This is a genomic window from Streptosporangium sp. H16 (assembly GCF_051918855.1).
GTDB lineage: Bacteria > Actinomycetota > Actinomycetes > Streptosporangiales > Streptosporangiaceae > Streptosporangium.
Window position 1 is genome coordinate 29,614 of sequence record NZ_JBPXMD010000025.1, and the last position, 12,205, is coordinate 41,818.

Here is a 12,205-nt window from a genome sequence, read left to right on the forward strand (position 1 = left end):
GCGCTCCCTAGGCTGGAGGCCGTGGACGACCGTACGGAGAACCAGCCGCCTCTCGACCGGGCCGGCATCGCACTGCGCTACCTGTGCGCCGTGCTGCCGATGCTGTTCTACGGCGTCATCCTGGCCATGGCCGTCGCCCGGAATCCCGACCGGCTCGCACCGGCACTGGTCGATGTGGGGCTCGGCCTGGTCGGACTGGTCCTGATGCGCCGGCGGCGTCGGCTGCCGTGGCAGATCGCGCTGGCGACGACCCTGCTGACCGCCTTCTCCGTCACGGCGACAGGTCCCGCCCAGGTCGCGTACGTGTCACTGGTGACGCGCCGCCGGTGGCGCGAGCTCGTCCCGGTCGGCGTCGTGTCCTGGCTGTGCCTGGTGGTGAACTCCAGCCGGTACGGCGTCGACCAGGCGGCCTACATCTCCGTGGTGACCGGAACCGCCGTTCTCGGCGGGCTGACCGTCTTCGGCCTCTACCTGCGCGGGCGCCGTGACCTGGCCGTCTCGCGGCGGGAGGCGGCACTGGCCGCGGAGCGTGAGCAGCTGCAGCGGATCGAGCGGGCCAAGCTGGCGGAACGGGCCAAGATCGCCCATGAGATGCACGACGTCCTGGCGCACCGGATCTCCCTGCTGTCGATGCTCGCCGGGGGTCTGGCGTACCGCACCGACCTCACCGCCGAGGAGACCCGCAGGGTCGCGCTGGCGATCCAGGAGAACGCGCACCAGTCGCTGAACGAGCTGCGCACCGTGCTCGGCGCGCTCCGGTCCGGCGGTGTTCTCGAGGCCCCGGAGGCCCCGCAGCCGACCCTGGCCCACGTGGACGCCCTGTTCGACGAGGTGCGTGCCGCCGGGCAGCGGGTCGAGGTGGACGACACCGTCGGCGACCGGGAACTGCTGCCGGCGCAGACCGGCCGGCACGCGTACCGGATCGTGCAGGAGGCCCTGACCAACGCGCGCAAGCACGCGCCGGGCAGCAGGGTGACGGCCGAGCTCGGCGGGCGGCCGGGTGACGGCCTGCGGATCCGGGTGAGCAACCCGGCGCCGTCCGGCACGCCCGCGGGGCCCGGCGGGAGGCTGGGGCTGGTCGGCCTGGCCGAACGGACCCGGATGGTCGGCGGCACCATCAGCCACGCCGTCCGGGACGGACACTTCGTCCTCGACGCCCGGCTGCCGTGGGAGGCTTGACGGCGTGATCCGACTGGTGATCGTGGACGACGACGCGATGGTACGGACCGGGCTGCGCCTCATCCTCGGCGGCGAGCCCGACCTGGACCTCGTCGGCGAGGCCGGGGACGGCAGGCAGGCCATGGGCGTGATCGCCGACCTCAGGCCCGACGTCGTGCTGATGGACATCCGGATGCCCGGCCAGGACGGCCTGACCACCACCGAACTGCTGCTGGCCCGGCCGGACCCGCCCCGGATCCTCGTGCTCACCACCTTCGACGCCGACGACCTGGTGCTCCGGGCCCTGCGGCTCGGCGCCGGCGGTTTCCTGCTGAAGGACACGCCGCCACCGAAGATGATCGAGGCGATCCGCGCCGTCGCGAGGGGTGAGCCGGTGCTGTCGCCGAGCGTCACCCACCAGGTGATCGCCGCGGCCACCGGCGGGTACGAACCGCGAAGCCCGCAGGCGCGGCGGGAGCTGGACAGGCTCACCGAACGCGAGCGTGAGGTCGCGATCGAGGTGGCCAGGGGCAGCTCGAACGCCGAGATCGCCGTACGACTCCACATGAGCGTCGCGACCGTGAAGGCGAACGTCACCCGGATCTTCGCCAAGCTGGGGACCGACAACCGTGTCCACGTCGCCATGAGGGTTCGCGACGCCGGCCTTCTCTGAGCACGTGCCTTCTGAGCGAGTGCTCTTTGAACGCGTGCTCACTGAACGCGTGCTCACTGAACGCGTGCCCCTTGAACGAGCGCCGAGCCGGCCGGGTGGTCGTCGTCGAGCCGCGGTCCTCCGCGCCGGACGCGGCCGGGGTCCCCGATCACCAGGAGGCGTACCGCCCTGGTCGTGGCATCGGGAATTCCGGCCGCGTCACATGTCCAGGGTCAGGAGTGGGCGGTCAGGCACTTCTTGAGCGTGTTCCTGGAGTTCTGCCGCTGCGGTGCGATCTTCAGGAGAGCCGCGTCGCGCACCTGCACGTACCTGGCTCCGGCGGCGTTGTAGGCCTCCACCATCTTCTTCGCGGCGGGGTCCAGGCCCGGTGCCTTGACACCGAGCTGCTGCAGAGCCGCCTTCTGGGAGAGCTGGTCGACGTTGGCGGCGGCGCCGGCCTTCATCAGGGCGGCGTGGGCGGCCTTGACCTCGGGGAGGGCTTCGACGTTGGTGAGGGCGTCCTCGGCGTTCATCAGCGCGAGATATTCCCGCGCGCAGGGGGCCGGGGCGGAGGTGGCGGCGGAGGCGGTGCTCGCGCCGACGGTGGTGAGGGCGGCGAGAAGGCCGAGGGCGGCCAGCGCCGTTGCGGTGGTGCGGGTGTGCATGGGGTGCTCCCGTTGGTGCTGAGGGTTGATTGGCATGTGACCTCATGCACCGTAATCACTGTGGGTAATCACCCCGATGCTTAAAGTTGACGTCAAGGGTCGTGAGCCACCGGCGGAGGCCGAGAGGGCGGCGTCGACGGATCGCGGCGAGAACGCCGCCACCTGGGCGTCCGGAGCTCGGAGGACCCGAGAAGGCCACGGGCGCGAACCCCCTTTCGGAGGGTCCGCGCCCGTGTTCCGCTCAGGTCAGGACATCGTCCACTTCTGGTTCGCGCCACCGGTGCATTCCCACAGCTGGAGGCGGGTGCCGTCGGCGCTGGTGTTACCCGTCACGTCCACGCACTTGTTCGCGGCGGGGTTCACCAGGTCCCTGGTGGTGGGGTTGTAGGTCCACTGCTGGTTAGGGCTGCCGAAGCACGACCACAGCTGGAGCCGGCTGCCGTTGGCCGTGCCGTTGTCGACGACGTCCAGACACTTGCCGAGCACGCGGAGCGTGCCGTCGCCGGGGCGGGTCCACTGCTGGGCGGCGGTGCCGTTGCAGGAGTAGAGCTGGACGGCGGTGCCGTCGGCGCTGCTCGCGCCCGCGACGTCCATGCACTTGCCGGCCAGGCCGGTGATGGCGCCGCCACCGGGGTCGCCGGGGTTGCCGCTCGGCGTGCCGGACCAGGTGAAGGTGGCGGTGGTGCGGGCCGGGAGCGAGTAGACGAACGACTGGCCGCCCCAGTTGACCCGGACGGACTGGGCCGAGGTGCCGCGGTTGTGCGCGATCAGGGCCTTGGAGCCGTCGGAGTTGCGCCAGGCGACGTTCTGGATCGTGGCGTTGGCGGTGGAGTCGATCCGGAACGCCCCGGGCCTGACGAACTTCGTGAGGTGGCCGGTCGTGTAGTACTCGATGGTGTTGTCGACCTGGCCGGCGCGGGGGCCGCCCTCCTGGACGGTGACCAGGCCGGTGCAGACGTCACAGCCGCCGTTGTGCGGGCCCATGTTCTGGTTGAGGGCGAGGCTCCACTTGACGAGGCTGCCGCTCCAGTTGCGGGCGTAGTTGACGATGTCGGCGAGGTCCTCGTTGTGCTGGTTGCCGATCCAGGTGCCGCCCGAGTGCTCGGTGCTGAACTGGCGTACGGCCGGATACTGGTTGTGCACCTGGGTGCCGACCGCCGGGTCGCCGAAGTAGCCGTGCCAGGCGATGCCGCCGAACAGGGGGTCGTTGCGCACGCCCGCGTCGTTCAGCACGCCGGCGCCCATGGTGGCGTAGTCGCCGTAGTTCCAGTCGTGGACGAGGACCTTGGTGGTGATGCCGGCGGCGCGGAAGGCCGGGTAGACGTGGTTCTTGGTGAACTCGGCCAGTCCGGAGGAGTTCCAGCTCATGCCGGGATAGTTCATCGCGGTCGGGTTGCCCGCCTGGCAGCAGTTGGGCTCGTTCTGCACTGAGATGTAGTCGACCGGGATGCCGGCGTTCTGGTAGCTCTGGACGTACTTCACCAGGTACTGGGCGTACGTGGGGTAATGCTCCCACTTGAGCCAGCCCATCTGGTCCATCCGGCCGTTGTCCTTCATCCAGCCGGGCGCGCTCCACGGCACGCCCTTGACGCGCAGGGCCGGGTTGAGCGACTTGGCCTGCTGGGTGAGCAGGCGCACGTTGGTGTCGTACCCTCCTGCGCCGAAGTCGTTGAGGTCGCAGCAGGTGTCGTCGAGCGAGACGTTGCCGGGCCGTGAGAGGTCGGAGGCGCCGATCGGGTTGCGCACGAACGACAGGCCGATGCCGTCGGTGGGGTGGAAGAGCCTGCGCATCACGGCGTCGCGGGTGGCCGCGCTGATCGGGCCGCCGCGCAGCAGGTAGGCGGTGGTGTCGGTGATCGAGGCTCCACCGCCTTCGAACTGCTGGTAGGTGGTGCCCTCGTTCACGGTGATGGTGTGGTTGGCGCTGCCTCCGGCGGGGCCGAAGGCGATGGGGGACTGCTGCTGAAGACCCCGCGTGACGGTCCGGCCGCCCGCGTCGGACGTGGTGGTGAGCCAGATGTTCACGGGCTCGTTGGCGGCCAGGGCGGGCGTGGCGGCGACAGGTCCCGTCGCCCACAGGGCGGCGGCGCAGGCCAGGGCGAGGGTGAGGGCCCGGCGAGGTGGTCGGAACACGGCAGGGGGTCCTTTCGGGGGGTGCGATTGGGCCCGCGACGCCCCGGGCCGTCCGCGTCAAGGGCACACGCGGCGCCCCGGGAACCGTCGCTGTAACCGATGTAACAGATAAGAAACTTTTCTGTTGCAGGACAGGACAACACACGCGGAAATCGGTTGTCAAGGTCTGGAAATACGAGGATTGGCGCATTCCACGCGATATTCAGGGCGTCCAGCGTTGGTGAAACAAATGAAACAAACGTCCTCAGCGGGGAGCAGGACCGGTGGAGCCGCGGACGATCACATCGGTTCCCAGGGAGACGTGCAGGGCCTCCAGCGTGTGCCGGCTGAGCAGCCGCATCAGCAGCGTGACCGCCATCCGGCCCATCTCCTGCAGGGGCTGGCGCACCGTGGTCAGCGTCGGCAGGGTCGCCCGGCCGAGGTCGAGGTCGTCGAAACCCGCGACCGACAGGTCGCCGGGGACGTTCAGGCCGCGCTCGGCCGCCGCCCACAGCGCGCCGACCGCCATCTTGTCGTTGAACGCGACCAGCGCCGTCGGCCGCTCGGGCAGGTCCAGCAGCTCGCAGGCCGCGCGGTAGCCGTTCTCCGCGTTGGGTTCCCGCACGCTGCGCAGCAGCTCGGCCGACGGCAGGACGCCGACGTCGGCCAGCGACGCGGTGTATCCCGCCAGCCGGGCCTCGCTGGGCAGCCACTTCACCGGACCGCCGACGATGCCGACCCGGCGGTGACCGAGCTCGACCACGTGCGCCATCAGCTTGCGCGCGCCGGCGAAGTGCGCGGCCGACACCGCCACGATGTCCTTGGGAGGGGGTGTCCTGGGGTCGATCACCACAAAGGGGAACCGCCGGTCGCGAAGCCGTACGAGCTCCTCGCCCGGCTCCGGGGGAAGGATCAGGATCGCGCCCGCGATGCCGGGGCGGTCGGGCAGGCCTGCGATCGCCGGGGTGTGCTGGGCGGACTCCCCGGTGCTCAGGATCATCTGACCGCCGTGCAGCTCGATGGTCTCGCCGACCGAGGAGACGATGAGCCCGAAGTAGTCGGTCAGCAGGTAGGGGCAGCGCACGTAGATCGTGCCGCCGGCGATCGACTCCTGTCCGGCGCGCGGCCGGGGCGCCTGGTCCCCGAGGCGGCCGATGGCCCGCAACACCAGCTCCCGGGTGCGCGGGGCGACATTGGCCTGCCCGTTCAGGACCCGCGAGACGGTGGCGATCGACAGGCCCGTCTCCGCCGCGACGTCGCGCACGGTCGCGCGCGTCCCGGGCCGAGCCATGTGCGCCCCCTGGTAGCCGTGTCCCTGCCGTCAGCATAACCAGCGCTGGCAGGAGGCGGCGGTGAGGAGTCTTCACCCCTGACCGGCGACCGCGGAAAGGGCGAAACCGGTCGATTCCATCGATGCGGAAGTGTCGTCACCCGACTCTCGACAAGCCATCCGACTTGCTGGGATCCAGTTTGCCGTTAGCAGGTAAGGCCGGTGCAAGCATCGTCGGAGAGTCAGAACCGATCATGACATCTGGGGGAAAAATGCTTCGAAAACTGGCCCCGGTCCTGGCCGCGGTCGTGGTGGCGGGGTCACCGGCCATCGCGAACACGGCCTGGGCGGACAGGGCGCCGGCCGCTCCGGCGGCCCAGCCGGCCACCGCCGCGCAGGCGGCCGGTACGTGCAGCCCGGGATCGCCGTGCGCGGCGGTCAACTGCGGTCCGGGCCGCGTCTGCGTCCCCTCGCCCAAGCAGTGCTTCACCATGCCGTGCCCGCAGTACGACTGCGTGCCCGCGTCGGGTTACCCGGGCGGCTACCCCGGCTACCCCGGCGGCTATCCGGGCGGTTACCCGGGCGGCTACCCGGGCGCGTACCCCCCGGGCTGGCATCCTCCGTACCCGGGCTGGCGCCCACCATATCCGGGCTGGCGTCCCCCTTACCCGGGCTGGCGCCCTCCGTACCCGGGCGGCTACCCGGGCTGGCGCCCTCCGTATCCGGGCGTGCGTCCCCCGTATCCGGGCGTGCGTCCCCCGTATCCGGGCGTGCGTCCCCCGTATCCGGGCGTGCGTCCCCCGTATCCGGGCGTGCGTCCCCCGTATCCGGGCGTGCGTCCCCCGTATCCGGGCGTGCGTCCCCCGTATCCGGGCGTGCGGCCTCCGTACCCGGGTCCGCGGCCTCCCGGCCCGGGACCCAGGCCGCCCTGGCCGATGGCGGGTCAGGTGGGAAGCACCTCCGCCGGCGGGATCTGAGCCTCGACGGCGGCAGGCACCTCGGGTCGGGCGTGTAGCGACCCGGCCATCACCCCGGGCGGCGGTTCGCCCGCGCCGCCGGCCGTACGTCACATCCGTCGACCCCGATGTGCCCGGCACCGCCCATCGCCCCCGGAACGCCACGACGGCGGCCCGGGGGCGAGCCGCGACGGCTTGTGGGGACACCGGGTGAGCTGGTCTGATGTGCGAAGGATGAGGTGAGGCCAGTACGGAGGGGTTGCTTTCTGCCGTGGAGGCATCTGTCGAGCAGCTGGTGTACGTCCGCGAGGACGAGTACACGATCGCGCGGATGAGCGCCGAGGGCGTGCCCGGCTTCGTCGCCTCCGGCCGGGCCCTGGGCGGGGTCCAGCCGGGGGAGACGCTCAGGCTCGTCGGTGAGTGGGGCGAGCATCCGCGTCACGGCAGGCGCTTCGAGGTCGTCGCGTGCGAACGGCTGGTACCGGCCACGGTCCGGGCCATCCGCATCTATCTGGGCTCCGGTCTGATCCGCGGCATCGGGCCGAGACTCGCCCACGCCATCGTGAGCCACTTCGGCGAGGCGACGCTGACGGTCATCGACACCGACCCCGGGCGGCTCACCGAGGTCGTCAACATCGGCCCCGCGCGGCAGGCCCAGATCGCCGACGCGTGGGAGGAGCAGAAGGCGATCGCCGAGCTCATGGTGGTCCTGCAGGGCTTCGGGATCAGCCCGCTGCTCGCGGCGAAGATCTACCAGGTCTTCGGGGCCGACTCCGGGGACGTCCTCACCTCCGACCCGTACCGGCTCATCGGCAAGGTCAGGGGCATCGCGTTCGCCACGGCCGACAGGATCGCGCTGCGGTCGGGGGTCGCCGAGAACAGCCCGCAGCGGGTCAAGGCGGCGATCCTGGACAGGCTGGAGACGGCGGCGAGCCGTGACGGGCACTGCTACGTGCGGCTGGTCGCGCTGGTCGCCCAGTCCGCGGAGCTGGTCGAGCAGGACCACGAGCTCGTCGGTCAGATGGTCGACGCGCTCGTCGCCGACCGCCGCGTGGTCGTCGAGGCGTCACCGGACGGCCGGGGAACGGCCGTGGTCTACCTGAAGGAGACGCACAGCCGGGAGGTCACGCTCACCGCCCAGCTGACCAGGCTCTGGGAGGCCGCCTCGACGCTGCCCATGCGCTCCTTCCAGGAGGACCCCGGGCTGGACGAAGACCAGCGGGCGGCGGTGAACATGGCGCTGACCAGCACCGTGTCCATCCTCACCGGCGGTCCCGGCTGCGGGAAGAGCCACACCGTCAAGACCGTCGCGGCGACGGTGCGGGCGATGGGCGGCACGGTGACCCTCACGGCGCCGACCGGCAAGGCGGCCAAGCGCCTGTCGGAGCTCACCGGCCTGCCCGCGATGACCGTGCACCGGATGCTGGCCCACCAGCCCGATCCCGACAGCGGCACGCTGTTTGAGCAGACGCCCGCGCAGGCCGATCTGATCGTGGTCGACGAGGCGTCCATGCTGGACCTGAGCCTGGCCACCCGGCTCACCGCGGCCATCCCGCCCGGCAGCCACCTGCTGATCGTGGGCGACAGCGACCAGCTTCCCAGCATCGCCCCCGGCAGCGTGCTGGCCGACCTGCTGCGCGTCGAGGCGATCGCGCGGATGCGCCTGACCAAGGTCTTTCGCCAGGCGGAGGGCAGCGGCATCATCCGGGCCGCCCGCCGGGTCAGGGCGGGCGAGGTGCCCGCGCTCCCCGGCGGCGGAGGCTTCTGGTTCGAGGAGGTCGACGACCCCGAGCGGGTCGCCGAGCGGGTGATGCACCTGGCGACGGTGGCGATCCCGCGCAAGCAGGGGGTGAGCCCGGACCAGGTCCAGGTCCTGTGCCCGATGCGCAAGGGCCTGACGGGGACCGCCGAGCTCGGCCGCATGATCCAGGAGCGGCTCAACCCGGCGCGAGAAGGAGTCGCCGAGCACTGGTCGGGTGCCTCCGCCTTCCGGGTCGGCGACCGTGTCATGCCGATCCGCAACAACTACGACAAGGGCGTCTTCAACGGCGACACCGGTACGGTCACCGCCATCACCCCGGAGGAGCGGGTCGTCGAGATCCGCACCGACGACGGGCAGACCGTGAAGTACGGCTTCGGCGAGCTCGACGAGCTCACCCACACGTACGCCATCAGCGTCCACCGCTCCCAGGGCAGCGAGTATCCCTTCGTGGTCGCGCCGCTCGTCACCGAGTCCGGGGGCGTCATGCTGCGCCGCAAGCTGCTCTACACCCTGCTCACCCGGGCCCGGTCGTGGGTGGTCGTCGTCGGCGAGCGCAAGGCGCTGGAGATGGCCGTCGGACGGCTGGACCACCGCCGCAACACCGGGCTCGCCCGCAGGCTCGCGCTGAGCCTCGGCACGGACCTCCACTATGAGGCCGCCCCCGCCGCCGACTGACCACCGGAAGATGACACCGGCCGACGTGGGCGCCGCCCGTACGGGCGTTTCCCGGCTCCGCGATCTTCTTGACATTCTTTCTTCACATAACTTGAATTAAGTTAGACAAGAACCGTCCTCGGCTTGCCGAAGTTGTTGGTAACGCCGGTCTCCGTTATGCCCGTGGGCGGGGCGGGCTTCGCCTTTGTCGTTCGTCGCGAGACAGAGGAAATGTAGATGACCAGGAAAAACGTGGTCAGCACGGCGAGGACGTGGGTGCGGCTGTTCGCCGTGCTCGCCCTCGCACTCGGCCTCACCACCCTTCCGGCCGGTGGAAGCGCGGGGGCGTCGGCCGCCCCGAGCTTCAAAGTGATCGCCTTCTACAACGGGGCGTACGACGCGGCCCACGTCAACTTCGTGCAGGAGGCCAACCGCTGGTTCCCGCAGATAGCCGCGCAGAACAACTTCACCTACACCGCGACCAACAACTGGAGCCAGCTGAACGCGAGCAACCTCCAGCAGTATCAAGTGGTCATCTTCCTGGACGACCTGCCGCAGAACGCCGCCCAGCGCTCGGCGTTCGAGCAGTACATGCGCAACGGCGGGGCGTGGATGGGCTTCCACGTGAGCGCGTTCAACACCGACGCCCAGAGCTGGTCGTGGTACCACAACGAACTCCTCGGCACCGGCGCGTTCAGGTCCAACACCTGGGGTCCCACCTCGGTGACCATGCGCACGGAAGGCGGGGCGCACCCCTCCACGGCGCGGCTGCCCGCCACCTTCACCTCGTCGGTCAGCGAGTGGTACAGCTGGGCCAACGACCTGAGGAACAACGCGAACATCAGGATCCTCGGCTCCATCGACCCGTCGAGCTTCCCGGTCGGCACGGACCCCAACCAGACCTGGTACAGCGGCTACTACCCGCTCATGTGGACCAACCGTAACTACAAGATGCTGTACGCGAACTTCGGCCACAACGCCATGAACTACACCAACAACACCCCGCTGTCGTCCACGTTCGCCAGCGAGGTGCAGAACCGGTTCGTCATCGACGGCCTGCTGTGGCTGGGCGGCGGGAGCACCCCGCCCCCGCCGGACACCATCTCGCCGACCGCGTGGTACAGCCTCGCCAACCGCGCCAACGGCAAGTGCGTGGACGCGCGCGCGGCCGCCTCGGCGAACGGCACCGTGATCCAGCAGTACACCTGCAACGGCACCCTCGCCCAGCAGTTTCAGGTCCAGCCGACCAGCGGCGGCTTCGCGCGGCTCAACAACCGCAACAACAGCGCCCAGGTCATCGACGTGAAGGACGTCTCCAGCGCCGACGGCGCCCTCCTGCAGCTGTGGGCGTACGGCGGCGGCAACAACCAGCAGTGGCAGGCGGTGTCGGAGGGCGGCGGCTACTTCCACTTCGTCAGCCGCCTCAGCGCCAAGTGCCTGAGCGTGCCGGGCTCCTCGACGGCCGACAGCGTCCAGCTGGTGCAGAGCACCTGCAACGGAGGCGCCGCCCAGTCGTTCCGGATCTCCCAGCAGCCGTAGTCGCCACGAGGTTCCGCGCGCCCGCCCTTCCCGCCGACCGGGAAGGGCGGGCGCCCCGCGGGCACCCGGCGAGTACGCGGTGAGCCCGTGACCGGTGGCCGGCGAGGTGGACGTATCCGGAGGAACCCGTCATCTGGAACACTGTGGGTTTCATGCGACCCCAAGCATCCGTGAGACCCGGGAACGGCGGCCGTCCGGCCGTGTCCGTCCACCCCGCCGCGAACGTGACCGCCGTGCGGAAGACCGGCGGAGGCGCGTCGTGAGGCGGGAGATCCGGCGCTTCGAGGCGCGGGTCGCGAGCGCGGACGCGTACCTGCTGGGCGAGGGGCCCGTGTGGGACGCCGCGAGGGAGCGCCTCCTGTGGGTGGACATCGACGCCGGCCACGTCTTCGAGGGACGGCTCGTCGGTGACTCCGTTCGCGTGGACCGCAGGCACGAGTTCGGCGAGACCGTCGGCGCCGTCGTGTGCGACCGGGACGGCAGGCTGCTCGTCGCCGGGCGGAAGGGACTGCTCACCGTGGCGGGCGGGGCCGAGCAGGGACGGCCGTCGGCCGCGTGGGACGGGGGGCCGCCCGCCTCAGAGGGCGGGCGGGGCGAGCGCGCGTACCTCGTCGACCTGATTCCCGAGGAGAAGGACAGCCGCCTCAACGACGGGGCGTGCGATCCCGGGGGACGCTTTCTCGTGGGGAGCCTCGCCCTCGACGACCGGCACGGCCAGGAGTGCCTGTACCGGTACGAGGCAGACGGAACCGTCACTACCCTCGACACCGACCTCGCGCTCTCCAACGGTCTCGCCTGGTCTCCGGACCTGTCGACGATGTACAGCGTCGACAGCGTCCCGGGAACGATCTGGGCGAGGGCCTACGACGCCGTCACCGGCGCGTACGGTGAGCGCCGCGTGCTGCTGGAGATCTCCGACGGTACGCCGGACGGGCTGTGCGTCGACGTCGACGGCAACCTGTGGCTCGCGCTCTGGGGTGCCGGCCAGGTGCGCGGCTACTCGCCCCGGGGCGAGCGTCTCGCGACCGTGGAGGTCGCGGCGCCCAACGTGACGAGCGTCGCCTTCGTGGGCCCGCGGCTCGACACGCTGCTCATCACGTCGGCCCGCGTGGGGATGACGCCGGCGGACGCCGCGCGCCATCCGGACGCCGGGCGCGTCTTCCTCTCGGACGTCGGCACGCGGGGGCTCGCCACCCCCTACTGGTCAGGTCCCGCCCCCGCCCGCCGGATTCCTGAGTAGGACGATCCCGTCCCGGGCGCTCACCGGCGGGAGGCGCGTCCCGCCGGAGCGAGTCGGTCTCGCCGCGACGGCGTTCCTCGCGCGGGTGTGCCGGTATGCCGGCGTTCCTCGCGCGGGCGTGCCGGTGTTTCGGCGCGCCGGTGTGAGCGGGTCCCCGGCGCGGGGAAAGGGTCCTCCAGGTCGTTCGAGCTCGCAGG

8 protein-coding genes are annotated in these 12,205 nt (G+C 71.0%); 5 read left to right on the plus strand and 3 right to left on the minus strand.

Annotation, left to right across the window (positions count from 1 at the left end; genetic code table 11):
- Nucleotides 1–21: 21 nt before the first annotated feature.
- Nucleotides 22–1,179, plus strand: coding sequence for a sensor histidine kinase (locus tag ACTOQ2_RS32265; RefSeq protein ID WP_440104603.1), 1,158 nt, complete (start codon nucleotides 22–24; stop codon nucleotides 1,177–1,179).
- 4 nt (nucleotides 1,180–1,183) lie between these two features.
- On the plus strand, nucleotides 1,184–1,831 hold the full coding sequence (locus ACTOQ2_RS32270; protein ID WP_440104604.1) for a response regulator: 648 nt from the start codon (nucleotides 1,184–1,186) through the stop codon (nucleotides 1,829–1,831).
- A gap of 212 nt (nucleotides 1,832–2,043) precedes the next feature.
- On the opposite strand, the gene ACTOQ2_RS32275 is transcribed toward ACTOQ2_RS32270, so the two are convergent.
- From ACTOQ2_RS32275 to ACTOQ2_RS32285, 3 genes are all read right to left on the minus strand, one after another.
- On the minus strand, nucleotides 2,044–2,511 hold the full coding sequence (locus ACTOQ2_RS32275; protein ID WP_440072040.1) for a hypothetical protein: 468 nt from the start codon (nucleotides 2,509–2,511) through the stop codon (nucleotides 2,044–2,046).
- 210 nt (nucleotides 2,512–2,721) lie between these two features.
- The gene (locus ACTOQ2_RS32280; protein ID WP_440104605.1) at nucleotides 2,722–4,608 is read right to left on the minus strand and encodes a ricin-type beta-trefoil lectin domain protein; all 1,887 of its coding nucleotides are present in this window, start codon (nucleotides 4,606–4,608) and stop codon (nucleotides 2,722–2,724) included.
- 244 nt (nucleotides 4,609–4,852) lie between these two features.
- Nucleotides 4,853–5,878 carry a LacI family DNA-binding transcriptional regulator gene (locus ACTOQ2_RS32285; protein ID WP_440104606.1) on the minus strand — a complete coding sequence of 342 codons (1,026 nt, stop codon included), beginning with the start codon at nucleotides 5,876–5,878 and terminating at the stop codon, nucleotides 4,853–4,855.
- Nucleotides 5,879–7,084: 1,206 nt separating this feature from the next.
- On the opposite strand from ACTOQ2_RS32285, the gene recD2 reads away from it, so the two are divergent.
- The 3 genes from recD2 to ACTOQ2_RS32300 all read left to right on the plus strand — a co-directional run bounded on the left by recD2 (nucleotide 7,085) and on the right by ACTOQ2_RS32300 (nucleotide 12,008).
- Nucleotides 7,085–9,250, plus strand: coding sequence for an SF1B family DNA helicase RecD2 (gene recD2 / locus ACTOQ2_RS32290; protein ID WP_440104607.1), 2,166 nt, complete (start codon nucleotides 7,085–7,087; stop codon nucleotides 9,248–9,250).
- Between the two features lie 216 nt (nucleotides 9,251–9,466).
- Nucleotides 9,467–10,768: a ThuA domain-containing protein gene (locus tag ACTOQ2_RS32295; protein WP_440104608.1), complete on the plus strand. Its 1,302-nt coding sequence runs from the start codon at nucleotides 9,467–9,469 to the stop codon at nucleotides 10,766–10,768.
- A gap of 259 nt (nucleotides 10,769–11,027) precedes the next feature.
- Entirely contained in the window at nucleotides 11,028–12,008 is a 981-nt protein-coding gene (locus ACTOQ2_RS32300; protein WP_440104609.1) for an SMP-30/gluconolactonase/LRE family protein, read from the plus strand.
- The last annotated feature ends 197 nt before the right edge of the window (nucleotides 12,009–12,205 follow it).

What these genes read in the sequence shown, in the direction of transcription:
- ACTOQ2_RS32285 (WP_440104606.1), bottom strand. Translation starts at nt 5,878, where the DNA reads ATGGCTCGGCCCGGGACGCGCGCGACCGTGCGCGACGTCGCGGCGGAG.
- ACTOQ2_RS32275 (WP_440072040.1), bottom strand. Translation starts at nt 2,511, where the DNA reads ATGCCAATCAACCCTCAGCACCAACGGGAGCACCCCATGCACACCCGC.
- ACTOQ2_RS32295 (WP_440104608.1), top strand. Translation starts at nt 9,467, where the DNA reads ATGACCAGGAAAAACGTGGTCAGCACGGCGAGGACGTGGGTGCGGCTG.